Origin of the sequence: Vibrio sp. YYF0003 (genome assembly GCF_036350715.1) — a bacterium.
GTDB lineage: Bacteria > Pseudomonadota > Gammaproteobacteria > Enterobacterales > Vibrionaceae > Vibrio > Vibrio natriegens.
Genome location: NZ_JAZDWA010000002.1, coordinates 25,742 through 52,509, shown reverse-complemented (window position 1 = coordinate 52,509; position 26,768 = coordinate 25,742). Strand labels below are relative to the sequence as shown.

Annotated in this window: 35 protein-coding genes; 7 read left to right on the top strand and 28 right to left on the bottom strand. The window is 44.7% G+C overall.

Going from position 1 to position 26,768, the window contains the following annotated elements:
* Positions 1 to 40: 40 nt before the first annotated feature.
* Complete coding sequence (locus V1U08_RS06780; protein ID WP_329351560.1) at positions 41 to 397, bottom strand: MmcQ/YjbR family DNA-binding protein; 357 nt, start codon at positions 395 to 397, stop codon at positions 41 to 43.
* 20 nt (positions 398 to 417) lie between these two features.
* On the bottom strand, positions 418 to 900 hold the full coding sequence (locus tag V1U08_RS06775) for a MarR family winged helix-turn-helix transcriptional regulator (protein WP_330470265.1): 483 nt from the start codon (positions 898 to 900) through the stop codon (positions 418 to 420).
* A 119-nt stretch (positions 901 to 1,019) separates the two neighbouring features.
* Between V1U08_RS06775 and V1U08_RS06770 the strand changes: the two genes are divergently transcribed.
* The gene (locus V1U08_RS06770) at positions 1,020 to 1,886 is read left to right on the top strand and encodes a DMT family transporter (RefSeq protein WP_330470264.1); all 867 of its coding nucleotides are present in this window, start codon (positions 1,020 to 1,022) and stop codon (positions 1,884 to 1,886) included.
* 96 nt (positions 1,887 to 1,982) lie between these two features.
* On the opposite strand, the gene gabT is transcribed toward V1U08_RS06770, so the two are convergent.
* The 8 genes from gabT to V1U08_RS06730 form a co-directional block, all read right to left on the bottom strand.
* Entirely contained in the window at positions 1,983 to 3,254 is a 1,272-nt protein-coding gene (gene gabT, locus V1U08_RS06765; protein WP_065296923.1) for a 4-aminobutyrate--2-oxoglutarate transaminase, read from the bottom strand.
* Between the two features lie 11 nt (positions 3,255 to 3,265).
* Complete coding sequence (locus tag V1U08_RS06760; protein ID WP_330470263.1) at positions 3,266 to 4,693, bottom strand: NAD-dependent succinate-semialdehyde dehydrogenase; 1,428 nt, start codon at positions 4,691 to 4,693, stop codon at positions 3,266 to 3,268.
* A gap of 71 nt (positions 4,694 to 4,764) precedes the next feature.
* A complete protein-coding gene (gene aguA / locus V1U08_RS06755; protein WP_330470262.1) occupies positions 4,765 to 5,847 on the bottom strand; it encodes an agmatine deiminase in 1,083 nt (360 codons plus the stop codon).
* A gap of 12 nt (positions 5,848 to 5,859) precedes the next feature.
* Complete coding sequence (gene aguB, locus V1U08_RS06750; RefSeq protein ID WP_014232021.1) at positions 5,860 to 6,726, bottom strand: N-carbamoylputrescine amidase; 867 nt, start codon at positions 6,724 to 6,726, stop codon at positions 5,860 to 5,862.
* 17 nt (positions 6,727 to 6,743) lie between these two features.
* The gene (locus V1U08_RS06745) at positions 6,744 to 8,021 is read right to left on the bottom strand and encodes an NAD(P)/FAD-dependent oxidoreductase (protein ID WP_014232022.1); all 1,278 of its coding nucleotides are present in this window, start codon (positions 8,019 to 8,021) and stop codon (positions 6,744 to 6,746) included.
* A 48-nt stretch (positions 8,022 to 8,069) separates the two neighbouring features.
* The gene (locus tag V1U08_RS06740; RefSeq protein WP_330470261.1) at positions 8,070 to 9,554 is read right to left on the bottom strand and encodes an aldehyde dehydrogenase; all 1,485 of its coding nucleotides are present in this window, start codon (positions 9,552 to 9,554) and stop codon (positions 8,070 to 8,072) included.
* Positions 9,555 to 9,589: 35 nt separating this feature from the next.
* Complete coding sequence (gene puuR / locus V1U08_RS06735) at positions 9,590 to 10,147, bottom strand: HTH-type transcriptional regulator PuuR (RefSeq protein WP_014232024.1); 558 nt, start codon at positions 10,145 to 10,147, stop codon at positions 9,590 to 9,592.
* Between the two features lie 17 nt (positions 10,148 to 10,164).
* Positions 10,165 to 10,911: a gamma-glutamyl-gamma-aminobutyrate hydrolase family protein gene (locus V1U08_RS06730; RefSeq protein WP_014232025.1), complete on the bottom strand. Its 747-nt coding sequence runs from the start codon at positions 10,909 to 10,911 to the stop codon at positions 10,165 to 10,167.
* Positions 10,912 to 11,250: 339 nt separating this feature from the next.
* Here V1U08_RS06730 and V1U08_RS06725 point away from each other — a divergent pair, with 339 nt between their 5' ends.
* The 4 genes from V1U08_RS06725 (at position 11,251) to V1U08_RS06710 (ending at position 15,602) form a co-directional block, all read left to right on the top strand.
* Positions 11,251 to 12,594 (top strand): glutamine synthetase family protein, encoded by a 1,344-nt coding sequence (locus V1U08_RS06725; protein ID WP_014232026.1) that lies wholly within the window; start codon positions 11,251 to 11,253, stop codon positions 12,592 to 12,594.
* An 18-nt stretch (positions 12,595 to 12,612) separates the two neighbouring features.
* Positions 12,613 to 14,088 (top strand): Na+/H+ antiporter NhaC family protein, encoded by a 1,476-nt coding sequence (locus tag V1U08_RS06720; protein ID WP_014232027.1) that lies wholly within the window; start codon positions 12,613 to 12,615, stop codon positions 14,086 to 14,088.
* A gap of 388 nt (positions 14,089 to 14,476) precedes the next feature.
* Entirely contained in the window at positions 14,477 to 15,031 is a 555-nt protein-coding gene (locus V1U08_RS06715) for a DUF3750 domain-containing protein (protein WP_014232028.1), read from the top strand.
* 370 nt (positions 15,032 to 15,401) lie between these two features.
* Positions 15,402 to 15,602 (top strand): hypothetical protein, encoded by a 201-nt coding sequence (locus tag V1U08_RS06710; protein ID WP_065302397.1) that lies wholly within the window; start codon positions 15,402 to 15,404, stop codon positions 15,600 to 15,602.
* Positions 15,603 to 15,696: 94 nt separating this feature from the next.
* Here V1U08_RS06710 and V1U08_RS06705 read toward each other — a convergent pair whose 3' ends face one another.
* From V1U08_RS06705 to V1U08_RS06625, 17 genes are all read right to left on the bottom strand, one after another.
* Positions 15,697 to 16,092: an ACT domain-containing protein gene (locus V1U08_RS06705; RefSeq protein ID WP_330470260.1), complete on the bottom strand. Its 396-nt coding sequence runs from the start codon at positions 16,090 to 16,092 to the stop codon at positions 15,697 to 15,699.
* A 37-nt stretch (positions 16,093 to 16,129) separates the two neighbouring features.
* Positions 16,130 to 16,459, bottom strand: coding sequence for a zinc ribbon domain-containing protein YjdM (locus tag V1U08_RS06700; protein ID WP_020336411.1), 330 nt, complete (start codon positions 16,457 to 16,459; stop codon positions 16,130 to 16,132).
* Positions 16,460 to 16,526: 67 nt separating this feature from the next.
* Positions 16,527 to 17,177, bottom strand: a complete 651-nt coding sequence (locus V1U08_RS06695; RefSeq protein WP_330470259.1) for an alanyl-tRNA editing protein — start codon at positions 17,175 to 17,177, stop codon at positions 16,527 to 16,529.
* Positions 17,178 to 17,256: 79 nt separating this feature from the next.
* Complete coding sequence (locus tag V1U08_RS06690; RefSeq protein ID WP_330470258.1) at positions 17,257 to 17,973, bottom strand: TSUP family transporter; 717 nt, start codon at positions 17,971 to 17,973, stop codon at positions 17,257 to 17,259.
* Between the two features lie 32 nt (positions 17,974 to 18,005).
* Complete coding sequence (locus tag V1U08_RS06685) at positions 18,006 to 18,320, bottom strand: hypothetical protein (RefSeq protein WP_330470257.1); 315 nt, start codon at positions 18,318 to 18,320, stop codon at positions 18,006 to 18,008.
* A gap of 131 nt (positions 18,321 to 18,451) precedes the next feature.
* Complete coding sequence (locus V1U08_RS06680; protein ID WP_330470256.1) at positions 18,452 to 18,880, bottom strand: GNAT family N-acetyltransferase; 429 nt, start codon at positions 18,878 to 18,880, stop codon at positions 18,452 to 18,454.
* Between the two features lie 21 nt (positions 18,881 to 18,901).
* Positions 18,902 to 19,264 (bottom strand): VOC family protein, encoded by a 363-nt coding sequence (locus V1U08_RS06675; protein ID WP_330470255.1) that lies wholly within the window; start codon positions 19,262 to 19,264, stop codon positions 18,902 to 18,904.
* Positions 19,265 to 19,331: 67 nt separating this feature from the next.
* Positions 19,332 to 19,949: an HAD family hydrolase gene (locus V1U08_RS06670; protein ID WP_330470254.1), complete on the bottom strand. Its 618-nt coding sequence runs from the start codon at positions 19,947 to 19,949 to the stop codon at positions 19,332 to 19,334.
* A 131-nt stretch (positions 19,950 to 20,080) separates the two neighbouring features.
* The gene (locus V1U08_RS06665) at positions 20,081 to 20,497 is read right to left on the bottom strand and encodes a VOC family protein (protein ID WP_065299810.1); all 417 of its coding nucleotides are present in this window, start codon (positions 20,495 to 20,497) and stop codon (positions 20,081 to 20,083) included.
* 148 nt (positions 20,498 to 20,645) lie between these two features.
* Entirely contained in the window at positions 20,646 to 20,996 is a 351-nt protein-coding gene (locus V1U08_RS06660; protein WP_330470253.1) for a hypothetical protein, read from the bottom strand.
* Between the two features lie 89 nt (positions 20,997 to 21,085).
* Positions 21,086 to 21,643 carry a GNAT family N-acetyltransferase gene (locus V1U08_RS06655; protein ID WP_330470252.1) on the bottom strand — a complete coding sequence of 186 codons (558 nt, stop codon included), beginning with the start codon at positions 21,641 to 21,643 and terminating at the stop codon, positions 21,086 to 21,088.
* Positions 21,644 to 21,697: 54 nt separating this feature from the next.
* Positions 21,698 to 22,216: a GNAT family N-acetyltransferase gene (locus tag V1U08_RS06650; RefSeq protein WP_330470251.1), complete on the bottom strand. Its 519-nt coding sequence runs from the start codon at positions 22,214 to 22,216 to the stop codon at positions 21,698 to 21,700.
* A gap of 83 nt (positions 22,217 to 22,299) precedes the next feature.
* Positions 22,300 to 22,707 (bottom strand): GNAT family N-acetyltransferase, encoded by a 408-nt coding sequence (locus V1U08_RS06645; RefSeq protein ID WP_330470549.1) that lies wholly within the window; start codon positions 22,705 to 22,707, stop codon positions 22,300 to 22,302.
* A gap of 119 nt (positions 22,708 to 22,826) precedes the next feature.
* A complete protein-coding gene (locus V1U08_RS06640) occupies positions 22,827 to 23,288 on the bottom strand; it encodes a hypothetical protein (RefSeq protein ID WP_330470250.1) in 462 nt (153 codons plus the stop codon).
* Positions 23,289 to 23,304: 16 nt separating this feature from the next.
* Complete coding sequence (locus V1U08_RS06635) at positions 23,305 to 24,000, bottom strand: aspartate/glutamate racemase family protein (protein ID WP_330470249.1); 696 nt, start codon at positions 23,998 to 24,000, stop codon at positions 23,305 to 23,307.
* A gap of 34 nt (positions 24,001 to 24,034) precedes the next feature.
* Positions 24,035 to 24,613, bottom strand: coding sequence for a DJ-1/PfpI family protein (locus V1U08_RS06630; protein ID WP_330470248.1), 579 nt, complete (start codon positions 24,611 to 24,613; stop codon positions 24,035 to 24,037).
* 34 nt (positions 24,614 to 24,647) lie between these two features.
* The gene (locus V1U08_RS06625) at positions 24,648 to 25,100 is read right to left on the bottom strand and encodes an HPP family protein (protein WP_330470247.1); all 453 of its coding nucleotides are present in this window, start codon (positions 25,098 to 25,100) and stop codon (positions 24,648 to 24,650) included.
* A gap of 95 nt (positions 25,101 to 25,195) precedes the next feature.
* On the opposite strand from V1U08_RS06625, the gene V1U08_RS06620 reads away from it, so the two are divergent.
* A complete protein-coding gene (locus V1U08_RS06620; RefSeq protein WP_065296940.1) occupies positions 25,196 to 25,750 on the top strand; it encodes a TetR/AcrR family transcriptional regulator in 555 nt (184 codons plus the stop codon).
* Between the two features lie 102 nt (positions 25,751 to 25,852).
* On the opposite strand, the gene V1U08_RS06615 is transcribed toward V1U08_RS06620, so the two are convergent.
* The gene (locus tag V1U08_RS06615) at positions 25,853 to 26,143 is read right to left on the bottom strand and encodes a YkgJ family cysteine cluster protein (RefSeq protein WP_014232048.1); all 291 of its coding nucleotides are present in this window, start codon (positions 26,141 to 26,143) and stop codon (positions 25,853 to 25,855) included.
* Positions 26,144 to 26,371: 228 nt separating this feature from the next.
* Between V1U08_RS06615 and V1U08_RS06610 the strand changes: the two genes are divergently transcribed.
* Positions 26,372 to 26,611 carry an RNA recognition motif domain-containing protein gene (locus V1U08_RS06610; RefSeq protein WP_014232049.1) on the top strand — a complete coding sequence of 80 codons (240 nt, stop codon included), beginning with the start codon at positions 26,372 to 26,374 and terminating at the stop codon, positions 26,609 to 26,611.
* Positions 26,612 to 26,768 lie beyond the last annotated feature (157 nt).

The following is a 26,768-nucleotide window of genomic DNA, read 5'->3' as shown; positions in this document are numbered from 1 at the left end:
CACGTTCTCCTGCCAATACTCTGATTTATCTGTGCTCTAACTACGCGAAACCTAACGAAGCTCGCTGTGCTTTCGTCAACTTAGCAATGACAAGCTCGTATGAACGTTCACATAAATCCTGGATAAGTCCATCCTCGACATCTCCATTGAAATACACCGTGACCCAGTGTTTTTTATTCAAATGGTAACCGGGGGTGATATCAGTGAACTGAGAAGTCAGCACTTCACCATCCTCGGGTTTTACTTTTACACTGACGTAGTCTCGACCCTCTCTTTGGGCAAGTATTGCGAACATTTTCCCTTTGATCTTAAAGACTAAAGCTTCAGGTCCAAACGGAAAGTCGCTTTCCGCGCACATAAACGTATTAAGGTACGTTTCTAACGCTTTGATTTGCATCCCACACCCCGCAATTGATTTTATTCAAACTGTGGCAACAAGTTCTTTAACGCCTCATTAAGCTTTAACTTTTCTTCATCAGACAAGCCATGCATAAAGCCTCGTTGAACCTCAACATGTTCAACAATCAACTTATCGATAAGCATCAAACCCTTAGCCGTCAATTCAACCGTAACACTGCGTCTATCTTCCTTACTATGTTCTCTGACAATTAAACCTTTCGTTTCCAACTTATCTAATCGGTTAGTCATCGCGCCGGAAGTAAGCATCATTGACTCGATCAAGGCTGATGGCGTCAAACAGTATGGCGCTCCTGCTCGACGCAACGTCGCCAGTACATCAAATTCACCCATTTTAAGGTCATACTGCTTATGAAGATCTGCGACTCGAGTCTCCATGTGTTTGGCAATTCTCATTAATCGCCCCATGATGGCCATCGGCTGTGTGTCGAGCTCAGGCTTTTCTTTAGACCACTGCTCTACCAGTCTATCAATTGCGTCCATTTCTTACTTCTCTCCAAAGCAACGCGGCTTGTCTAATTACTTTAACATGAAGATACTTTACAAAAAGTAACCTAAGGCGTATCTTTGCACTTAATTATCTTAACGTAAAGATATTTGACATGAACATTTTACTCGCCATGATCCCGGCGTTTTTCTGGGGCACGACTTACGCGGTTACGCAGTATACGGTGCCAGATTGGCCTCCTATTCTGCTGGGTGTCCTGCGCGCGCTGCCAGCGGGCTTACTGCTGCTCGCGATAAAGCCGACATTGCCGAAAAAGCACGAGTGGAGAGCCCTGCTTGTATTAGGCACGATCAACATCGCGCTGTTCTTCTGCCTTGTCTTTGTCATGGCACTCACACTGCCTGCGGCGATTTCAGGCGTGGGTATGGTTTCATTACCCGTATTTGCGATGCTGTACAGTTGGGTGGTCTATAAACGCCGACCTAACGCGTTACAGGTATGCCGAGGCCTTGCTTTGGTTGCCCTCGCGTGGCTGCTATTTAACCCGGCAAGCATCACACTGAATCCGGTTGGATTGATTGCCATGCTTTCTGCCATTATGTGTATTGTGATCGGCAGCAGCGTTACTAAAGCACTCGGTACAAGAATGCATTGGTGGACGGTCCTGACTTGGCAGTTGATCATTGGTGGCGTAATTCTGACAATTGTTTCCGCCGTGATGGCTAGCCTCGATCCGGAGCCATACTTAAGTGCGGTACGAAATACATCGCTTACTAACATCCTGGGGCTGCTCTGGGTGATTATTCTTAATACCGCATTAAGCTACACCATGTATGTCTGGCTTCTGCAAAGAATGTCTGTGGTTGACTTTACCTTTGGCAACATCATTAATCCGATTGCCGGTATTTTATCTGGCTTGTTACTGCTTGGAGAAAGCTTTACGCCAGTTCAATATAGCTTGATGTTGGGTATGATTCTGGTATCGCTACTACCGCAACTGGTGATGAAATTTTTCAAGTAGGCATGACCAACCTTATTTAGGACGGTACAGATTGATCAAAAAGAGGAAGTCAGCTGACTTCCTCTTTGAATTAAGGCTCGATTTGTTTACTGGGCACTACGCCAGCTCAAGAATGATTTTTTCCAGTTTGTCTAAACCTTCGTTCAGTACTTCTGACTCGATAGTTAGCGGTGGAAGCAGACGAATAACGTTCGCTTTTACCCCACAAGAAAGCAGAATGAGACCGTTCTCTTGCGCTTTAGCAATGACCGCTTTAGTCATATCTTGCAGAGGCTTACCCGTTTCTGGATCAGTAAATTCAATCGCCATCATGGCACCAGTGGTACGGATTTCACCAATCGCAGGTACTGATTTTTGCAGCTCAGTCATACGTGCATTAACCACTTCGCCAATGCCCATCGCTTTCGCACACAAGTCTTCTTCTTCGATGATTTTCAGGACTTCCAGACCAGCAACACAACCTAGTGGAGAGCCAGCATACGTGCCGCCTAAGCCACCTGGAAGTGCAGAGTCCATGACATCTGCTTTACCAACCACAGCTGAGATTGGGAAGCCACCCGCAATGCCTTTCGCCATCGTCATTAGATCTGGTTCAATACCCAGGTATTCGGTCGCAAACATCTTACCCGTACGGGCGAAGCCTGTTTGAATTTCATCGGCAATCAGCATGATACCGTGCTTGTCACACAACTCACGCAAGCCTTGTGCAAACGCTTCAGGTGCTTTGTAGAAACCACCCTCGCCTTGTACAGGTTCAAAAATGATCGCTGCAACGCGTGAAGGCTCGATATCACAAGCAAACAGATCATCGATCGCTTGTAGGCTTTGCTCAACACTGATGCCGTGGAACGCATTCGGGTATGGTGCGTGGTAGATTTCATTTGGGAAAGGACCAAAGCCTGCTTTGTATGGCGCGACTTTACCCGTTAGACCCATTGTCATGTTAGTACGACCGTGGAAGCCACCTTTAAACGCAATCACGCCGCTACGGCCAGTGTGAGCACGTGCTACTTTCACGGCGTTTTCTACCGCTTCTGCACCTGTTGTCAGGAAGATGGCTTTCTTCTTAGTCTCACCCGGAGCAAGTTCAGTTAATTTTTCCGCCAGCTCGACGAATGATGCGTAAGGCGTCACCATTGCACAAGTGTGTGAGAAGTTATCGAGCTGAGCTTTTACCGCTTCGCTGATGCGCTTATGAGAATGACCAGTATTAGTCACCGCAATACCCGCCGCGAAATCGATGTACTTGTTACCTTCAATATCCCAAACATGCGCGTTCTCTGCTTTCTCTACGTAAAGCGGGTATAACGCACCCATGCCTTGAGCAATTACCTGGTTTCTTCTTTCGTGTAGTTGTTGGTTAGTCATTGTTTTTATCCTTAGTTACCGCCAAAGCAGAGATATTTCACGTCCATGTATTCATCGATACCCTGTTTTGCTCCTTCACGTCCGATGCCGGACTGTTTAACACCACCGAAAGGAGCCACTTCAGTAGAGATCATGCCTTCGTTAATACCCACCATGCCGTATTCAAGCGCTTCTGCGATCTTCCAAACACGGTGAATGTTCTGGCTATAGAAGTACGATGCTAAGCCGTAAATCGTATCGTTTGCCATTTCGATAAGCTGTTCATCAGTATCAAAGCGAATCACTGGCGCGACAGGGCCGAAGATTTCTTCAGAGACAATCTTCATGTCGTGAGTCACGTCTTTTAGCACCACTGGCTGCATGAACAAGCCATCAAGCTCTTTAAGCTCAGTGACTGGCTTCGCACCTTGCTCGATAGCACCATCAATTAACGCTTGGATGCCCTGCTTCGCTGACTCGCTGATCACCGGGCCGATATTCACGCCCTCTTCCAGGCCATTGCCAACTTTAAGCTGCTGAACGGCGGCATCAAACTTAGCGACAAACTCGTCATACACTTTGCTGTGTACGTAGAAACGGTTCGCACAAACACACGTTTGGCCAGCATTGCGGAATTTAGACGCCATAGCACCAGTTACTGCGGCATCGATATCTGCATCATCAAATACGATGAATGGTGCATTGCCACCCAGCTCCATGGACGTGCGTTTTACGTCACCCGCACATTGCTGCATCAGCACACTGCCGACTTGAGTAGAACCGGTAAACGAAAGCTTGCGGATCAGTGGGTGTGACGTGAAAATTGCACCAATCTGACGAGAGCTTTCCCCAAGAACAACTTGAAGTACGTCTCTTGGAATACCCGCTTTATAAGCGAGTTCAGCCACTGCAAATGCAGAAAATGGCGTGGCTTCTGACGGTTTCACGATAAAAGTACAACCTGCCGCTAATGCCGGACCCGCTTTACGGGTGATCATTGCGATTGGGAAGTTCCACGGCGTAATGGCACACGCTACACCAATTGGCTGCTTGATGGTCACCAAACGCTTGTCTGCGCTTGGTGCTGGAATCGTGTCACCGTAAGTACGTTTCGCTTCTTCTGCAAACCATTCGATAAAGCTTGCACCGTAAAGAACTTCGCCTTGAGCTTCAGCTAACGGCTTGCCTTGCTCTAGAGTCATCAGTCGGCCAAGATCTTCTTTATTTTCTAGCAGAAGTTGGTACCAACGATGAAGTAAGCCAGAGCGAGTTTTCGCTGGCAGCGCCGCCCATTCTTTTTGTGCAACGCTAGCGCGTTCAATACCGTCCAGAATGTCGGTTTCAGTCGTCACTGGCGCGTAGCCAAGCACTTCGCCCGTGGCTGGGTTGGTTACCGCTGTACCTTGCACCTCACTCGCCACCATGAACGAAAGAAGGCTTTTGTTTTTAATCTGTTCCATGGTTATTCCTTTTAACCGCTTTTCAACAGCGCCACACTAACGAAGCAAGTCGTGGCGATGTATTTCGCTTTTTAAGCTGGGATCTGCTGTGTAATGCAGTGAATATTTCCACCGCCAAGCAGCACTTCTCTTGACGGTATAGCAATGATTTGATGCTCTGGCATCGCGTTTTGCAAAATTTCGATTGCGATCGCATCCGTTTCTTCGTCGAGCATCGGCAAAAATACATGGTCGTTCACAATGAGGAAGTTCGCGTATGACGCACTGAGGCGCTCACCGGCTTGTCGGCTCATTCCTGCACTCGCATCAATGCCATTGGCTTCAGCTTCACTGTAGTGCAGTGGCCCTGGTATTGGTAGACGGACAATCTCGATATCGCGTCCCTTTGCGTCTTGCTGCGACTTCAGCGCTTTTTCAGCTTGTCTGGAAAGCTCGTACTGCGGATCGCTAGGATCGTCAGTCCAACTCAACACGACTTTACCCGGTGCAATCACATGTAACAGGTTATCCACGTGACCATCAGTTTCGTCATTGAATAAACCATTTGGAACCCAAATGACTTTTTCGATGCCTAGGTAAACTTTTAACTGCTCTTCAATTTCCGTTTGGCTCAAGTGAGGGTTACGACCCGGACTAAGCAGGCACTCTTCTGTCGTGTAAAGCGTCCCTTCTCCATCGGTATGAATCGAGCCACCTTCAAGTACAAACGGGGCACGATAGTAATCAATACCGATGATGTCGCACACTGAGCCTGCAACTAAATCATCTTGCTGCCAGTTTTCATACAGGCCGTTGTATTCTCCGCCCCAAGCATTGAACTTCCAGCTAATACCACGGCGATCACCCGTTTGATTCACAACAACCGTTGGGCCAATATCTCGCATCCACGCATCGTTAAATGGAATTTCTACCAAACGAACGTCGGGATGAAGCAACTTTCGCGCGCGGTCAAAGTTGTGAGAACAAACTGCAACACTGACTTTGGTCACGTCGACAATTGCGTTTGCGATTCTGGCAAACGTCTCCTGAGCAGGAACCGCACCGTCACGCCAGTTATCACGTCTTTCGGGCCATGCTAGCCAGACTTCACTTACCGGCTGAAATTCAGCCGGAAAATAGAAGCCATCTTGTGCTGGTGTTGTAGATAACTTCATAGTAACGCCTCTTTAAACAGCCAACTTTCCAACGCTTGTGTATAGCTCTGGACGACGGTCGCGGAACAGACCCCAAGCGTGACGAGCTTTTGCTGTTGCTTCTAGATCGATCTCTGCGTAAATGATCGTCTCGCCTTCACGTGGCGCTTCCGCAATTTTTGCACCCGTGTGGTCAGTAATGAAAGAAGATCCGTAGAACGTGGTTTCAATGCCGTCATCCACTTCTGTACCGACTCGGTTTGAAGCGATTACCGGCACTAAGTTTGCCGCAGAGTGACCTTGCATCGTACGCTGCCAGTGGTCACGAGAATCCAGTGTTGGATCTTGTGGCTCAGAGCCGATTGCCGTTGGGTAGAAAATCGCTTCTGCACCATGCAAAGCCAGACTACGTGCTAGCTCTGGGAACCATTGATCCCAGCAAATGCCCGCACCAAATTTACCAAACTTGGTTTGCCATACTTTGAAGCCAGTGTCACCAGGGCTAAAGTAGTACTTTTCGCTGTAGCCAGGGCCGTCAGGGATGTGAGATTTACGGTAGTTTTCCAGTACCGTGCCGTCAGCATCGATCATCACTAGCGAGTTAAAAAAGGTATTACCCGCTTTTTCAAAATAGCTAACAGGAATAACCACACCCAGCTCTTTAGCCAAAGCACTCATCTCTTTGATAAGACGACAATTCTCTGTTTCTTCCGCTAATTCAAAGTATTTCGCTTCTTGTTTTTTGCAGAAGTAAGGCGCTGCGAATAGTTCCTGAGGAAGAATCACATTCGCACCATTTTGTGCCGCTTCACGAATCGCCTTTTTTGCTTTTTCTAGGTTATCTTCCAGATCCCAGCTCTTAGTCAGTTGAAGAGCTGCAAATTTAACTACTTTGCTCATTGGATATTCCTTATCTCTTAAATCGCTAGTTTGTCACGTAAGTTGTAGTAAGCCGCACCCATTGCTGTAAATGGAATTTGGAAGTGACGGCCACCCGGGAAGGAGTAGTGTTTTAGTGCTGCAAACGCATCAAAGCGTTCCGCGTGTCCGGTTAAAGCTTCAGCTAGAAGCTTACCTGCAAGGTGTGTACACGTAACGCCGTGGCCACTGTAGCCTTGTAGGTAGTAAATGTTGTCTGCAAATGAGCCGAACTGAGGCATACGTGAATAAGTCAGCAAGAAGTTACCTGTCCACGCATAATCAATCTTAATGCCCTTCAACTGTGGGAAGACTTTTTCTAGTTTTGGACGAATCAACGACTCTACGTTTTCTGGGTCACGCGCACCGTAAACTACGCCGCCTCCGAAAAGCATTCGCTTGTCTGCCGTTAAGCGGAAGTAATCCAGCAGGTAGTTACAGTCTTCAACACAGTAGTCACTGGTTAATACTTGCTTTAGCTGCTCTTCATTCAGTGGTTCCGTAGCAATAACCTGTGTTCCACAAGGAATTGCTTTATTACTGATATTCGGTGCCAGGCCACCCAGGTACGCGTTACCTGCAAGCACAACGTATTTGCTCTTAACGCTGCCTTGCGCCGTTTTCACTACTGGATTAATACCTTTATCAATCGATAGCACAGCAGACTGTTCAAAAATTTGGCCTCCCAGAGAAACAAATGCCGCCGCTTCGCCTAACGCCAGTTTAAGCGGGTGGATGTGGCCACCACGCATGTCCAGCAGACCGCCAGTATAAACTTTCGTGCCTACGGCCTTTTCAACTTCACCTGCGTCCAGCAAAGTGAGCTGATCGTTGCCGTAGCGTTCCCAGTTTTTCTTATGCTCTTCAAGACCTTTAAGCTGTTTCTTATTCAGCGCCGTGAACAAGCCACCTTGTTTTAAATCACATTCAATGTCGTATTTATCAACCAGACCACGGATGATGTCGCCACCTTCAAAGATCATGTCGCACAATGCTTTTGCCTGGCGTTGGTCGTAACGGCTTTCAATGACGTCAACATCTCGGCTGTAACTGTTGACGATCTGGCCACCGTTACGACCAGTTGCTCCAAAACCTACTTTTGCACTTTCCAGCACAACTACTTTGAAACCTTTTTCTGCTAGATGCAGTGCAGAAGAAAGACCAGAGAAGCCTGCGCCAACCACACACACATCACACTCAATATTGTCTTGAAGTTGTGGGTAGTCCGGCATGTTTGGCACAGAGTGCGCGTAGAACGAATCCGTATGCTTGTTCATAGTGATATTCCTTTATTAATCGTCAGCTGGGTTAGAACGTGTGCCTTTTTAGGCGTGAAGGCGAATCCAAGTGGTCTTGGTTTCCGTGAATTTCTCAATGGCGTGCAGCGATTTATCTCGCCCATTTCCGCTCATTTTGAATCCACCGAATGGAACCGTCATGTCGCCTTCGTTGTAGTTGTTCACCCATACCGAGCCGGCTTGTAGTCGTTTAGCGACTCGGTGAACACGGTTGATGTTGCTGCTCCAAAGTGCCGCGCCCAGGCCGTACTTAGAGTCGTTGGCAATTTCGATAGCTTGTGCTTCATCCTTGAATGGAATCACACAGAGTACTGGTCCGAAGATTTCCTCTTGAGCAACGCGGTATTGATTATCCACGTTATCCAAAATAGTTGGCTCGACGAACGCACCTTGACCTTCAACATTGCCACCACAGCGCAACACTGCGCCTTCAGACTGGCCTAATGTAATGTATTCCAACACTTTTGATTTGTGGTCTTGGTCGATAAGCGCACCCATAGAAGAACTAGGATCCATTGGATCTTTTGGTGCAAAAGCTTTAGCCGCTTCGATCACTTTTTCAATGAACTGCTCTTTAATGCTTTCATGAATCAGCAGACGCGTTGCTGCCACACACACTTCACCCTGGTTATAGAAGCACCCCGCTGCCGTTTCAGCCGCTGCGCGGTCTAAATCGTCACAATCTTCGAATACGATGTTGGCATTCTTACCACCCGCTTCTGCAAAGACACGTTTCAGGTTGCTTTCGCCAGAACGAACCATCAGCTGGCCAGCGATGCGCGTAGAACCAGTGAAAGCGATACAATCCACGTCTTCGTGTGTTGCCAGCGCGTCACCCGCTTCATGACCAAAACCTGTGATGACCTGGAACACACCCTTTGGCAAACCAGCTTGTTCTGCAAGTTGACCTAAGAAGATAGCAGTGAGTGAGGACTTTTCTGACGGCTTCAGGATCACGCTGTTGCCTGCCGCAAGAGCTGGACCAAGCTTCCAGCAAGCTAGCCAAAGTGGGAAGTTCCATGGAACAACTGCCGCGACAACACCAATCGCTTGGTGAGAAATAAACGCGTGAACATCTTTTTCTGTTGGCGCGACTTCGCCATAGACTTTATCGATCGCTTCTGCGTACCAGCGTAATGATGAAGCTGCGCCAGGGATATCTGTAGAGAAGCTGTGAGAAATAGGTTTACCGGTATCCAGAGTTTCAAGCAGAGCCAACTCTTCACGGTTTTGGTCTATCAGATCAGCGAACTGTTTTAGAATCGCTTTACGATGTGCAGGGCTGCTTTCACTCCACTGACCTGATTGAAATGCTTTACGAGCGTATGACACCGCAAGATCGACATCTTCACTTTCACAACGAGCAATTTCGGTAAATATTTCGTCTGTTGCTGGATTAACGACAGGGATCGTTTTTCCACTTAATGCTGCGCTGTATTCACCGTTGATGTACGCCCTGTTTTCGATGTTTAGATTGTTCTTAAGTTCAATCCATTGTTCTTGAGTTTTCATACGCTCTCCTTGTTATCACACAAGGCAAGCACCACTTAGAATGTGGTTGGCGTATGCGCGCTTATCATTCGACAAGCCTTGTCTGTGTGATTCGTAAATCTGTGTGGCTGGGTCGTATCAATAACGTACGACTCGCCTTCTTTGATGACGAACGAACGGCCTTTGTATTCCAGAGTGATTTCACCCTCTAGTACCGTGCCAATTTCTTCGCCTTCGTGTTTTATTTCAGCTGAACCTGTTGTTCCGTGTGGTGCATATTCTTCGATCAGGAATCCAATCACCTGCTCTTTTGTGCCGTTAGTCACCAGTTTCATCGAAACGGTTTCACTGCCCATTTCGACCAGCTCTTCTGGCGTAACGACAACTTTCACTTCATCATTCTGAGTTTGTTCAAAAATGAAAAACTCCGACAGAGATAAAGAAAATACGTTCACTATTTTTTGCAACGAGCTAACCGAAGGGCTCACTTTGCCATTTTCAATCGATGAAATAGCACTGTGAGTAATGCCCGCTCGCTCGGCTAATTCTCGTTGTGACAATCCATGTTTTTTTCTTAACTGAACAATATTTCTACCAATCTCTTGATTGTCCATTCATGTGGCTCCAAAAATTAAAGAGAAGCCGCCATAATAAATTCTTTGAATAAAATTTGTGAGAAATGATTGGTTTTTGCTTTCCATTCTGGGTGCCACTGCACGCCAACGAAATATTTTTGCCCAGCCAGGCTAAAAGCTTCTATCAAACCATCGGGTGCTTTCGCTTCAACTTTAAGCTGTGGCGCTAGCTGATCAACACCTTGATTGTGCAGCGTATTGACTTCAAAGAAAGTCGTATTTTCCCAATGATTTTCAACTAACCATTGTTCAAATAAGCTCTCCTTTTGAACTAATACTGCATGAGCAGGTGCGTATTTCTGTTCGAAATCATCAACAGGTGCTTCGCGGTGATCATTAAAACCAGAATCGTGAACCGCAGGGTTAAGAGTGCCACCTAATGCAACGTTCATCTCCTGGAAACCGCGACAAATACCAAGACAAGGAATGTCTTTATCTACCGCGTGTCGAATCAGGTTCAGTGCCAATTCATCGCGCGCTTCATCTTTCTTATTCTCAGTATGGCTAGCGTTGTAGCGATGTGGCGCAACATTTGAGTGGCTGCCCGGGAACAAGAAACCGTCACAAAGCTCCAGGATTGAGTCGACTTCATCACTCGACATATCCGGCGCTAACATAACAGGTAGACCACCAAAGTCTTTCACTGCGCGTAGGTAAAAATCATTGACTGCCTGAATTTGGTAACCACCTAACTCCTTGGTGCAGCTAACAACGCCAATGATGGGTTTGCGTGTCGTTGTCATAACATATCCGTGTTCAATTTATTTAACATCAACACTACAAACCGTGTACAAAATTATCAACATCGACGTTCGATATTATCGCCACAATGTGACACAGAGCACTTTTTAGGCCATTAAATTGAATATTTATGCTCATTATATTGAACAAAACAAAAACGACTGTTACAAAATAGTTAACAACAAAGCACAAAAATAACCCATTAAAAAGTCAGAACACAAGATAAGTGGTTGTTTAAATTAAATATAACTGAATTAACACGCACATTAATTAACGCTTTGTAATTTAATTGTTAATTTAGCTATCTCTAATTTCTACTCATCTGGCTATTGGAGAAAAAAATGGAATCGTATCTACAGGAAGTTCAAAATTTTAAACAACAGTGGCCCAACATCGAGTTCGTCGACCTCATCTTTACCGACATCAATGCAACACCAAGAGGCAAACGTATCCCGGTAGAGGCTCTGGAAAAGCTTAACAAAGGTGTCGCATTACCTCTTTCAACCATTACGCTCGATACGAAAGGTAATGTGGTAGAAACGGCAGGACTAGGCGAAGACTTGGGCGAACCGGACAATCTTTGTTTCCCAATCAGCGGTACATTGATGCCAACCGCGAAAGAACAAGTTGGCCAATTGCTACTGAGCATGATGGATGATTCAGGAAAACGACCAAATCCTTTGTTCATTCGCAATATCCTCGCTTCGATGCTTGAGAAGTTAAAAGCTAAAGATCAGTACCCTTGTGTTGCTCTAGAACTGGAATTTTACTTAATTGATAAACAGCGCGGTGAGAATGGCACACCTTTAACCGCCATCAACCCTACTAAGAAAACACGTGAGAAAGATACCGAGGTGTACGACTTAGATGGGCTTGATGACTATGCAGACTTTTTATCTGATCTCAACAAAATCGCATTGGAACAGGGCTTAAATACCTCAGGCGCTCTTTCCGAATCTGCTCCAGGCCAGTTTGAAATCAACTTTAACCATTCAAAAGATGTCCTTCGTGCGTGTGACGAAATCATCATCGCTAAGCGCCTGATCCGTCAGGTGGCCCACCAGCACGGGTTCGACGCAACCTTTATGGCTAAGCCTTTCGGCGAACAAGCTGGTAATGGTATGCACATCCACTTAAGTTTGATGGATAGCGCTGGCAACAACCACTTTAGCCAACAAGATGGCGAAGCGAGTCCCCTCTTTTATCAAACTATGGCGGCGATGCTGGAACAAACATCAGATGCCATGGGATTAATTTGTCCTAATGTTAACTCTTTCCGCCGCTTTGTTCCTGGAGCTTACGTTCCGACAAAAGCGGACTGGGGCGAAAACCATCGTGGTGTCGCATTACGTGTTCCTATCAGCGATAGTAAAAACCGTCGCATCGAACATCGTATCGCGGGAGCTGACGTTAACCCTTACATCCTCGCTGCAGTAGTACTTTCCGCGGTATTAGCGAGCGAAAACTATACCAAAGACCAATGTCCATCAACCTTAAGCGACGACGCGATTGACTTACCTGTGCGTATGTCAGAAGCTCTAGAGCAGTTGGAACACAGTGAGCTGGCTCAATACATTTCAAGGGACTTTATCGATATGTATTTAGCTTGCAAGCGCAGTGAACTCGCTGAATTTGAGCGCGCTATCACGCCACTGGAAATTGACTGGATGTTGCACTCGGCATAAACAAAGGAAATGTAATTTATGACTACGCAAACAAAGGCGATGGATGCGCCGTTAAAATTCAACATGCAACATATGATTATCTCGTTAATTTGTGTTGCGACATTCGTACTATTTACGACGATCGGATTAAATCACGAAGAGGGGCAAACCTACGGATGGATGAGCCTTCTTCCAACCGCATTGGTTTTAGTCTTCGCGTTAACGACGCACCGAACTGTAGAAGCGCTGTTTAGCGGCGCAATTGCCGGGGTTCTATTACTTAACCCAACTGAAGCGGTAGAACAAATCGTTGATATCTCAATGACGGTGATGATGGACGAAACCATTGCTTGGATCATCCTGGTATGTGGCTTGATGGGCGGCCTGATAGCTATCCTTGAGAAAGGTGGCAGCATCCTGAGCTTCTCAGACATGTTGGTGACAAAGGTTAAGAGCCGTAAACAGTCGATGGTAATGACGTTTTTGCTTGGTATTGTCATCTTTATCGACGATTACTTAAACGCGATTGCTATCTCTTCATCAATGAAGAAGGTAACCGACGGCTACCAAATCTCTCGAGAAAAGCTATCGTACCTGGTGGACTCAACTGCAGCACCAATCTGTATTCTTGTACCAATCTCGACTTGGGCTATCTTCTTTAGCTCTCTTCTTGAGTCAAATGGCGTTGCTGAGACAGGTAAAGGTATTCAAACCTATATTGAAGCGATCCCATACATGGCTTATGGCTGGGTAACGTTAGCAATCGTTCTGTTGGTTGCGATGGAAAAGATTCCAGATCTAGGCGCAATGAAAGCAGCAGAACAACGAGCTAAGAATGGTCAAGTTCGTCCTGATGGCGCGACCGATGTAGATTTTGGCTCTGATATTGCGGCTCATACGAATCCAACAATGGGTCTGATTAACTTCCTACTGCCTATGGTTGTTCTGGTTGCAGCAAGCTGGTACTTCGGTATTGACCTATTGGCTGGTGTATTCGTAGCAATTATCTTCACTGTATGCTTCTACGGTCTACAACGACTCATCTCGATGAACGACATGTTTGAAGCTGTTTATGATGGCATTAAAGTCATGTTACTACCGCTTGCGACAGTAATCGGCGGCTTTATGCTGAAAAATGTCAACGACTCGTTAGGTGTAACACAATACGTGATCGAGACAGTTAGCCCATACCTGAGCGCTTCTTACTTCCCTGCAATCATCTTCCTGATTACCGGTGGCCTAGTATTCGCGACAGCATCTTCTTGGGGCACATTCGCAGTAGCAATGCCTATCGTTCTGCCATTGGGTGAGCAACTTGGCGTACCACTGCATCTAACAGTTGCGGCTCTACTTTCTGCATCTGCTGCGGGTAGCCATTCATGTTTCTTCAGTGACTCAACCGTACTTTCTGCACAAGGTTCTGGCTGTACTTCAATGCAACACGCAACAACACAGTTCCCTTATGCATTGATCGGTATTATCGCAACAGCAATTTTCTTCCTTGTTATTGGATAATCACTGACCTTTAATACCAAAAGCCCCGCTGAAAAATAGCGGGGCTTTGTTTTTTCTCCCCACCCCACTAGCCCATCACACAACGGCTAAACAGTATTGAGTTCAGCCACCGCCCTTATGCTCCTGTCAGAGTTCTACCCACTTCAATTATTGGCAATTTGAGCACGTGTTCCCACCACATAGACTCAAACTTGCATGCCTCTGCCTAACGTAGAAAGAGAATTTAGTTTTTGCACAAGCAGTGACAAAATGGGTCAAATCGTTGTAGTTTTATGTTTAGGAAGAATCGTATTAGTGTTACGAGTTGGACAATAGCTCGCCGCAGGGTAAAAGCGAAATCGAGATGTCTTACTAAATCAGTAGCACAGGGACGTAATAGGAGTGCATCATGCAATATAAACTTAAAGTGAGTTCTTTAATTAAACCTATTGTGTTAATTGCTTGCATGTTACTTAGCGCCTGCACTCAGGGTGACTGGCGCACTGCCAGCCGCGAGCCTGCAGGCATTGCTCCTAACCCTACTGATGTTAAACAAGCGGTGATCGAATTCTATGCTGCGGATGCTTTTGGATGGCGTGGCTGGTTTGCAGTACACACCTGGCTAGCGATTAAGCCAGAGAATGCGAATGAATATACCGTCTATGAAGTGGTTGGGTGGCGTGTCGGCCGCGGACAACCCGCACTTTATACCTATCAAACAGCTACACCTGATCGTTACTGGTATGGCGCTCGTCCCGAAAAAGTGCTCTCGATTCAAGGTGAAAAGGCCCGTAATCTCATTCCTAAAATTCAGCGCGTTGTAGAGCACTACCCTTACGCGAACGAATACACGCTATTTCCGGGTCCAAACAGTAATACTTTCCCTGCGTGGGTCGGTCAGCAAGTTCCCGAGCTTGATTTAGACATGCCGTTTCGTGCTATTGGTAGTGGTTACATTAACTGATTGTTCAGTAGTAAAAGCAGACACGGCTGAAGTATGAAAAACATACAAAGAAGGTCAACTCGTCTACACTCAATGAACGATTAGACAAAAAAGAACTCAACGAGTTCTTAATCAAAACGGCGCTAGCTATCTGCGCCGTTTTTCTTTTATCACACCACAAATACAGAACTCACCAAGCATCACTGGATGACTAGTCAACGAAAAATTGAGTGCCGTAAGCAACATGAGTGAGGTCGCACCTCAAATCATGTTCTTAACTTACAAAAATGAATTTTAAATTAAAACACAATCCATACTTGATCACATTAAAAAACCAAACTACGTTTTAATCATACCAAATGGTAATTTAATTACATTGAAGGGAATTATTATGTTGTCAGCTATCAAGGAAATGTTGGTTCATCCCAAAGATTACTCTGGTCACGATGTAGATACGGTGATCTCACAACTCGCCGCTCAAACAAGTACAGAGCCTTATGTCTGGTCTTATATCGAAGAACAATCCGTTTACGAAAACACCTCAAATGGAATGCGCGTCTACCCGCACGAACTTCGACGATATATTTACTAAACCCTTACCAGCTCCACAACATGTGCCCTACGGTGTACTTCGGTTGTAGGGCACATTCTCTTTTTCAAAAGGACTGGCATTAAGAAATGAAGCGTTACGCGGATAACTCACACAACGCTTCAATTGCAGCATCAGCTTTTGATGATTGGACAAAGATATGATCGTGGTAATAGGCCGCGATGACATTAGCACTGATGCCTTTTGAAGCGAGTTTCGTTGCCACCGCAGCGGTTAGTCCGACGGCTTCGAGGCTTGAATGAACCGTCAGTGTAATTTGCTTAAACGAGCCTTCATACGATAAACCAGCTTGCAGCGCAACCGATTTTTCGATCACCAAAGTGAGCCCTTCAGCTTCGGTAAAGGTCGCAACAGGGTTAAGTGACAAATAGGTTTTAAGCTCACCTGAAACGGTACAAAACACAAACTCAGAGTCGACGAGCTTAGGGCGCGGTGATTTAAGCAACTCATCTAATTCGGTTATCCCTGCCATTCAGATATTCTCCATAACGCTTAATAAATGATGAAACTCAAGCTTTCTTGACAAATTTCGCGGTGACCATCATTTCACCAGCGCCATCTACTTTGCAATCCAGTTGATGATCTTTACCTTCGACGATGCGTCTAATCACGGCTTTAGTGCCAATCTTTAAAACAAGAGAACTGCCTTTAACCTTGAGATCTTTCGCCAACGTGACTTTGTCCCCTTCTGCTAGCAATGTGCCATTCGCATCATTGACGCTAAAAGCTTCTTCAACTTCAGACGGATTCCATTCATAAGCACACTCAGGACAAATGAGATGGTTTTGGTCTTGGTAAACGTATTCGGATTGACAGTTTGGACAAGGAGGGAAAGCCATAGTTATCTCTTTTCTATTAAAATCTGGAAGCTATGTTAATACGTCACGCTAAAAATGCACGCAATACCTAGGTGTCTTCCCTCACTAACGTTATCTCTACCCGCTCCTTTCCTTTGCCAACGTTTTTACGCTTTAAAGCGATTTTACCCACTTCCGACGTTCGTTTCAGATGCGTACCACCACAAGGAACTTGAGCGAAACCTTCTACCTTCCAATAACGCCTTTCTTTTGTTTGGTCAGAAAATTCACTTGTAATGATCGAGTCAGAATCAATTAAAGCTTGGGCTTTGGACTGAAGTGCGGGCAAAAGCGGAGCGATGTTTTCCGGCCATTCAAAATCGATGCGACTTTTGTCTTCTGAAATATGCGCGCCAATCTTAGTTATCGAGTTAAAGTTTTGCGTAAACAGCTCAAGCACAACCTCTGCCGCAAAATGTAACTTCATAAGCGCATAGCGTCGAGGCCAATCAATCTCAGTCACAACCTCATCGCCAACGGCAAAAGTTGGTCTGGTTTCAAGAGTATAAATAATACGCGAGCCTGATTTTTCAGCCTTAACCACAGGAATACCAGCGATGGTTCCTTCATCGCTTTCCTGCCCGCCCGACTCTGCGTAAAAAATGGTATGAGAGAGTTCAACGTTATTACCTGTAATTTGCGTAACGACGGAAATAATCACGGTTTGATATGGATTGTTCCAAAACACCTTTTCTGTCATTTGCCTTCCTTTGCGTATCAAGTAAATTTACTCGCTAGCCATACTAAACCTGCACTGATATTAGTCAGCGTAGCTAATCTTATAGGAAAACTGCTAGTAACATCCTAATCGCCAATAAGGTGAGTAACGTTTTGATTATCAGAATGACTTTCTTATTGCCCGCGCTAAATCTCGCCTTTGTACCAATAAACGAGCCGAGAATCGATCCCACTACCATATAAACAATAACATTTAAGTTTGAAACTAGGTCACTTGTAACCGCAGCGTATACTGGGATCTTAGCCAAATGACTGATGGTCAAAAACATAGAGCTTGTTGCGATAACAGCGTCATTCGATTTCAACTGTTTGGTCAGTACGGCGAGTGACAAAGGGCCCACAGCACCAACAATAAGCCCCAATCCCGTTTGTAGAAAACCAATCAAATAGTAGCTTTCGTACCGACGTATAAAGTGCGCAAATCGCTTACTCCAAAGATTCAATAAGATATACGAACCGATTGCGACAGGGACATACTCGAAAGAGAGTTTCGATAGAAAAAAACCAAATACCAGCATACCGATTAAAGAGCCAGCCAAAAACTTGGGAAGTAACGACCACTTTACATGAGCGAGCGAGAAGAACATGCGCGATGAGTTGCTGGCGAGCTGTGTCACCCCATGGATTGGTATGATTAAGCTCGGGCTGAGAAAACTGGGAAGAACGGCGATCAATAGCATCCCTCCACCAAACCCAATAAACCCAGCAATCGCCGAGGTTACCATCGCAATGAACCCTAAAATAAACTCTACAGGCACAATGTTTCCTTCGTGTTAGCGCTCACTGCTTTTTAAGAATCAACGTTTAGTTCACCCAATGCCGCCAACCACTGATTGGGCTCTGCAATAACAAACTCGTAGGCACGTTGATCAGATAACGTAATGCGAATTGCTTCACTGGTAACGGGCATGATACCAGCCCCTTTTCCTATGCACTTTTCTACTGAAACAATTTCATCACGCTTTAAAATGTAGGGGCCAAATGCAAGTTTCTGACTATAGGGTTTAAAAATGACCTCGGTGTCTGTCAAAGACAACTTTCCATCTGCTCTTGCTACACCAACCTGTATCGTAGCAGTAGACGATTTAATAATTTCTCCAGCCATGATATCTCCTTATATTCTGACCGATTTAACTAATGCCTTGTTAAACACTCTCATCTTTATGACTAATCTGATTAGTGGTTTAAAGACAATTCGTCACCAAAATCATCATTAAACGCATTAACTATAGAGTATCAAGAGGTTGCCCGGGACATGTAGTAGAATCTGTCGTCTTCTTTTTCCACCTGAAAACCGCTCCTCTGGTACAAGTGGTAAGCCGGACTAATTTTGAAAACTTTGAGCCGAATAAGAACTCGTTTTGCTTCGTTCGCCAATCTTGCAGTTTCAGCCAGCGCTGCGGCGCCAATTCCCTTGTTTTGAAATGAAGATCGGACTTGAAGGTCACGTAAGTAGCAGTGCCCATCATCATATTCCAGGCGGATTGCGCCAACGACCTCACCATCAAACAAGATATCCCAACTTTCTAGTTTGGCGATGTGTTCCAATATCTGCTGTTGATCCCAGTCAACCGAATAATGCTCATAATAAGAACGCATATTATTAAAAGTGATCTCAGCTGACTCAGAAAAATCAGCCGTTGACCGAAATGAAATGTTCATCATTCTCCTTTCTCCAGCTAAACACTAAAGGTAAAACACGGCTTCGACATTATTGCCATCAGGATCTAACAAAAAGGCGGCATAATAGTTAGGTGCGTACTTTTTTCTCAACCCTGGCTTCCCATTACAACTTGCTCCATGAGTTAAGCCTGCTTGATGAAACTCGATAACTTGTTCTTTATTAAGAGCAGAAAAAGCGATGTGGCTTTTCGCGTTGTTATCACCCTTTTCAATTAGAAACCTGACGTTTGGTTCTGTGGTTAAGCCAAAGCCTGCAGCAAAGTCATCTGCCCACTTTAACTCAATACCAAGTGGAGACAGTACATGTTGGTAGAAGTCGCGGCAATTTTCAAAATCAACGACTTTAATTTCAAAATGATCGATCACTCTAATCCCTTGTGATGTGGTTTTTACGTTTCCTTGTGAATTCTATTAGGCATTAACTCTCTGTGAATTAAAACTTTAGCCCAAGTGATTTCAAGTCTGCCTCACATTGCCCGGCGTTTTCAAACTGAATCGCCGCCATGCCAACCGTTTTAGCGCCTCCGACATTATATGGCATATCATCAATAAACACGGTTTCTGACGCCTTCAATGCGTACTGAGTTAGCAAAGACTGATAAATTTCTGGTTGCGGTTTTAATAACCCTAGCTCAGCCGAGACTGCGGCCCCTTCAAAGAGATTCCAAAACGCATAAGTCTCTTTCAAGTACGAGACAATTTCATGCACATTATCCGTGAGTGCAAACACGCAATAGCCAGCCGCTTTAACTCGCCTGATCAGCTCGACCGAGCCATAAATTAGAATCTGGGTTTGCTTCACGTAATAAAACAATCGCTCGCAATCAAGTTCGGAGAAACCAAGAAGTTGTTGATATTGAAGTTTTGCTTCACTTTCAGAAATAATGCCTTTGTTCAGATCTAACCAAGTGTCTGACTGAAAGATACTTTTCACCTTTTCTTCTGCGGAGTCGATGTTTCCAAACGTTAACCTGACGATTTCTAGCGGCGCCCAGCGAACAACCACATTTCCGATGTCAAAAACGACATTTTTAATAGTGTTCGATTCCATTTTGTACTCCTCTCTTACTGTCTATTTCAGAAGCGGATACACGATGTAACGCTCTTCAAAACGAAATAAGCACCACCATAAAAAACGGAAGTGCCACGAGTGACGAATCTCCATCAATAATCTGTCAAAATTTATCTCTTGGCCATTGGATGGTCAGGGTTCAACTGAAGAAGATCCCAGAGGTTTCCGTACAAATCTTCAAATACGGCAACGGTGCCATAATCTTGTTCTTTAGGTTCACGGACAAAGTTGATTCCTATGGATTTCATTCGTTCGTAATCACGCCAAAAATCGTCAGTATTTAAGAAAAGGAATACTCGCCCACCCGCTTGATTGCCAATAAAATCGAGCTGTTCTGGTTTTGAAGCTCTTGCCAGTAGTAATGCCACGCCATGTGAATTAGGTGGAGCTACGACGACCCAGCGTTTATCTTCTTCCGGCTGGTATGTGTCTTCGAGAAGCTCGAATTGAAGCTTGTTTACGTAAAAATTGATGGCTTCGTCGTAGTCTTTCACTACTAACGCTATATGGACAATATTTTGCTTCATTTCGATTCCTAATGGTCTGATTCGTTACCACACCAAGTGATAGTTTATTGAATGCTTACCGTCTAGCTGCCGCATACCGAATGAACAAAAATGTATTCTTCATGTGAGCATCTAATAATTAGAGCAATGCGAGACGTACAACTCTTACTCAAAAAAACTGCAGCACCAAACAAGTCACAAATGCTGGTAAGCCCGCGATAAACAACACTAGCCCTGATTGATAATTAAGTCGACGTTGTTCCTGCTGTTCTTTGTCAAAATCATGGCCTTTGACCATTTTGTAGACTTTATCAGTTCTGGGATTGGCGAGTCTGAATGCTTTACTGTCTACACCCGGCTCCCACATAAGCTTCGCCAAGATCCAAATCACGATGACCACAAAAAATAAAAAATCGACGAGCTGTGTTGCTGCAAAGAATGGTACAAACTTCGACAGAACAAACACAGTTAATGCGGCAACCATGTTAATGAGCAGTACCTTTTTAATTAAATCAAGCAACCCTTCCTCCTAGCGTTAAATCCGTTTTTAAGTGACATTGAGCTCACGACTAATAACCGTTCCATTAAAAGTATTTAACGACACATCGCTCACTGTTCGATTCCACACCAAGTATCTTTCGAGATTTTGTACAGGCAATGTCTTTCCAGTGGAGACCCTTTTTCAACCTTAGGATGATTGAAGTTTTGCTTTGTATCAACCATACCAATCTTCAGCATAACGCGCCTCGAAGGCTCATTTTGTAAAGCCGTAAACGCATAAACAGAAGGCGCATCCAGTTCTTTGAAAGCAAATTCTAAAGCTTTATTAGCGGCTTCAGGCGCGTAGCCTTGTCCCCAAAACTCAGATGACAACCGCCAACCGATTTCAATAAACGGCGCATTGGGAAAACCACTGTTCTCATCTTGCTGATGCAGCCCAACAAAGCCTATAAACTGGCCTGTTGATTTGAGTTCAACCGCCCAAAATCCCCAGCCATTGTCAGCAATAAGGTTTTGAATTTTTTCCGCTTGTTCAAAGCTTTCCTGCTGGGAAAGTGTTGAGAGAAAATACCTCATCACATGGGGGTCTGAACATAGTTCAGCATAAGGCTGGAAATCTTCACTTTTCCACTGACGCAGAATCAATCTGCTGGTTTCCATCTTCATTTGTTTTTCTCTTAATGGACTTTACGCTTCGATGCACCAAAACTAGTGACACCGTCACTTACAAGCCACCCAATATCTGGCCAAAAGATTGGGAAACACCTTACCCATTACTACATTCTCAAGTTGACCACCGTTGGCTTCGATAACTTTTCGTGACGCGAAATTGTCGTCATCTGCAGTAATTAACGCTTGCTCAATACCCAGCTCTTTGGCTTTACGCAAAGCCAGCCTTAACATGTACTTTCCATGGCCTTGAGACCGATAGGAAGGCGCAATGTCGTAGCCAATATGGCCTGCTTCTAATGTCAGAAAATCGTTGTTGATATTATGACGGACACGAATCGCACCAATAATGGCTTTGTCTGAATTGACGAGCCAAAAATGACTACAGGGTACGTATCCTTCTCTCAGGTTAACCCCATTCGCTTCATCAGTCAGTCGTTGAACGTAATGAACGAAATTGGATTTACCCTCTTGGTAGTACTCTGAGTTTTCAACATCATGTTGAGCAAAGTCATCGTAAAAATGCGCAAAGGAAGACTCTAATTCTACTGATGGTACAACTAACTCCATGAAAAAATCCTTTTAAATGAGAGCTCCTTAAACAGAAGCTCAGACACAAAACGCGCCGCACGTAGCGATTCAACCTTCAATCGTTATGCATTCGTTTTGATGTGATACTGCATTTCGATGAGCTGATGTTCACCAACAATTTCAACTTCTCGAATAAACTCAAAACCAAATTTCTCATAGTAATTGCGTAAATAACCATGAGCGTGAATTTCGATAGAACTTACCCCATCATTTCGAGCGTAATCCATTAGCGCTTGGACAACTTTAGACGCAATTCCCATTCCTCGATAAGGCTCTGTGACCGCAACTCTGGCCATAACGGAAGAGCCGCCCTCTTTTATCGTTAATCGTGCCGTTGCAACTAGAGCGTCCTTGTCCTCTACCAATGCATGAATGGAACCTTCATCTAATCCATCTAGGTCTAACTCTCTCGGTATCTGCTGCTCAACAGTAAACACCTGATAACGAATAGCTTGTGCTTTTTGAATGATCTATGAGCTGTTCCCAGTAATGATTTCCATGCCAACTTCCTTTAAGCATATAACGAGGTATTTAGAGAAACAGGCTAACACGCTAACGGATTCTTAGCCCGCTTCTGGATGTTTACTTTTTACGCTTCAGGGACAGGTATCAAATTGAATGTAGCATCAAAGATTGCTTTATCCTCTTCAGATAGCAGCCCTTGAAATGCAAGCGCTCGTTCATAGCATTCCAGCGCATTGGTTTGTTCACCCGCAATCTGAAATGCATGACTTAAGACGGCATTGGTAAACGCCTGAATCCAATCAGCACCTGTTCCATCAAAATAGTCAAAAGCAATTTTTGCGAACTGAAGGCTTAACTTCGATTCATTCACGCACAGTGCTCGCGCAACGGCTAAATGAGCGAGGTGTTTATTCTCATCGGTGCCTACTTCTGACCAATGATATAGTGATGAAAACGCAACGGTTACTAGTCTCTGTTTCTCTTCTGCATTTGCTGAACTCTCAGACAGAGACCAAAATTCATTGTTACTCTCAATAGCAAAGTATCGGTGTAAACGTGAGATATCTTCATTACTTGGTAGAGCCATAAATTATCCTTATTTTTTAATTACCTAATGCCCATTCAACGCCATGCGCTGCATGAATTTCCGTGGTGTCATACAAAGGGACCGTCGTGTCACTTTGCTTCACTAATAATGCAATTTCAGTACATCCCAGAATCACCGCTTCGGCGCCCTGAGCGTGTAAATTGGCAATGATTTTCAAGTAACGGTCTCGCGACTCGGTTTTTATTTCACCCAGGCAAAGCTCTTGATAAATAATATCGTGAACGACGGTTTGCTCATCGGCAGTAGGGACAACCACGTCTATGCCAAATTTCTCTGAGATTCTGCCCTTGTAGAAATCTTGCTCCATTGTAAAACGCGTTCCCAACAGACCAACTTTGGTAACACCGTCTTGAACCAGGCTTTCTGCGGTCGCATCAGCAATATGTAAAATTGGAATAGATATCTTCGACTCAATTTCTGGTACAACTTTATGCATTGTATTCGTGCATATCATTAAAAAATCTGCGCCACCACGTTCTACTGACTTGGCTGCTTCGGCAAGGATCAAAGCGGTTTCTGACCATTTCCCTTGATGCTGGAGTTTTTCAATTTCGTCAAAGTCGACACTGTATAAGCAAATTTTTGCTGAGTGCAAGCCACCTAACCTTGACTTCACGCCTTCATTCAGTGCTTTGTAATAACTGGCGGTGGATTCCCAACTCATTCCACCTAACATGCCTACTGTCTTCATTTTTCTTCCCTTACTTGAACCATCAATCGCTCAATTATGATCGTTCCTGCCACGTATACTCCATTTGACGCGCGACCAAATCGGCCAGCTCACGACTATGTAGCTGTGAAACCAGATATAAGCTCATATCGATACCGGCAGAGATACCTCCAGAAGTGGTGTATTTTCCTGATGTGACCCAGCGTTGATCGTCAATCACCATTAGGTCTGGAAAGCGACGCGATAAATCAGGTAAGTCTTCCCAGTGTGTTGTAACCGTTAAACCGTTGAGCAGACCAGCGCTGGCTAATAAAAACGCACCGGTACAAACCGACACCACCCGACTTGCACCTTGATCAACCGATTTGATCCAGTTCAATACGGGTAACTTCGTCATTTCCTCAGTGTGTACACCGCCCACTACAACCAACAAATCAATATCGGGATGATCATGAATAGAATAGTCAGGTAAGACGTTGAAGCCACCTCTTGCGGCAACGGTGTTTTTAGTTTCTGCGACGAGAAACACATTCCAATCACTTGTCTCTAATCGCTTTGCTGTACTAAATACTTCGAAAGGCCCGGAAAAATCCAGCACCTCTGCCCCGTCATAGATGTATATTCCTATATTCATAGTGCCTCCATGCACATAAGCTATTGTTAGCACTTTAGCTTTTTACCCATTGCCTGAGCAACCCTTGCATACTCTTTCCGACTAACACAATAAGAACGGCTCCAAGTAAAACAGGAGTAATAAGGAAAGCCCATCCCTGCCCTGACAGCATAATCAACAACGGATTTGCCCCTGCTGGCGGATGCGTGGTTTTCGTCACTAGCATCAGACTCACTGCAATCCCAGTAGCCAGTGCCAGAGTCAGAGGTGAAACACCAATATATTGAGTAAAAAACACCCCTACAAATGCAGTAATTAAATGCCCAAAGATGACATTTTTAGGCTGCGCCAACGGACTCTCGGGTACGCCAAAAACCAGTACAGCCGTCGCTCCAAAAGGTGCCATGAGCAGCGCTACATCGCTCATTGTGGAATCAAAAAATGAAAGCAACCCTATTGCCAGAAATGCCCCAATGCCTGCGATAACAGATAAACCAAAATTCGTCATACTATTCTCCTAATAAAAGTAGACCGAATTGTCTACTAAACTAAAATAGACAAATCGGTCTACTTTTGTCAAACTACTTTTACAGGAGGAGCCTTATGAGTAAAAAACGTCAGTTATTGGTGGATACCGCGTTATCACTTTTTTATGCCAATGGAATTAACACTATTGGCATCAATGAAATTTTGAGTGTCTCTGGCGTGGCTAAGCGCACACTTTACACTCACTTCTCAAGTAAAGAAGCGCTGGTACTGGCCGCTTTGCAGCAAAGGCACGACACGTTTTCTAACTGGCTAGATCAAAAACTAGCAGGATCGAAGTCAGATAAAGAATTGATAAATAGACTATTTTCAGCATTAGCAAGCTGGTTCAACAATCAGGAACAAGATTTAGGGAATTTCAGAGGCTGCTTTTTTATCAACACTTCGGCAGAATTCAGTGATTTGAATAGTGAGATCGCACGTTTCTGTGGGCATCACAAAGAAGAAGTCCGACAAATCATCGCCAGTCATCTAAAAAGTACGGAGAGTACGTTACTAAATGCCATTTGCATTTTAAAAGAAGGCGCAATTGTCACTGCGCATGTAAGTGGAAATAGCCAAGATGTTACCCATCAATGTATTCAAATTCTGAACAAAATGATTGACGATTAACAGCAGTTGGAGAGAGTAAATAAAGTACGCGAGCTTATTGAGTTGTGACGATTCGAACGATGCCCCATCGCAAAAACACGGCATCATCAAGGAGTAACTAACCTATAGAAACTTTACTCTCTCATCAATACACTCATAAGACCCCATTTCGAACTCGCGACATATCCAGGGCCGGTTTTCATATATTGAGCACATGTACGTTTCTCTGTCTAAAGCCGCACACCAACCATCATCCAGTCTCATCATGGTTTCACCACCATACTGGTCGCGGGAAATGAATTGTTCTGGAACACCTGTATCTGAAATGATCATGACTTCGAGGCGGCAGCAACACGCTTTGCAGTTTGAGCAAGACGGTGCTTCTGGAGAGGTATTTTTAATCGGTATATTCATGGGTAACTACAATTTCGTCAATTGTGCATGATACCTTAAATCTAATATGACTTTCGGAACTTTATAAGAAATATTTACGCTAGCATTGATTAAGGATGGCTAATTTATAAATAAACTGCACAGCAAACACGCTTTTAGGCTCGCTCTACCTTAGTGACAACAATTCTTTACTTGGTTTGTCAGAACTTACCTGAGACAATGGTCACAACTTACTACAGGCGAAACAATATGAAACTTTTAGTCCGCAATCTTGCGCGAACCACGACCGAACATGAAATTCGTGTTCTTTTTTCAGCCTACGGCACCGTCACTGAGTGCAACCTAGTATTAGACCAAGAAACTGGGCAATCTAAAGGCTTCGCATTCGTTGAAATGCCAGATAAAGATGAAGCGAAAAATGCACTTGAAAACCTTCATCACACTAGCGTAGCCAAGAGCAAAATCCGAGTTAAATTCGCTCAAAACTAAGCAGCCTTCGGAGCCTGGTTAACCACGCGTTATACAGGTTCCTTTGTTTAACTTCACCAGCGTTAACCCTTGTTCCCTGTCTGATATCTTCGCCAGACAAAAAAAACGCAACGTACACCTAAACGCTACACGTTGCGAATATCAATTTAAGTACTAA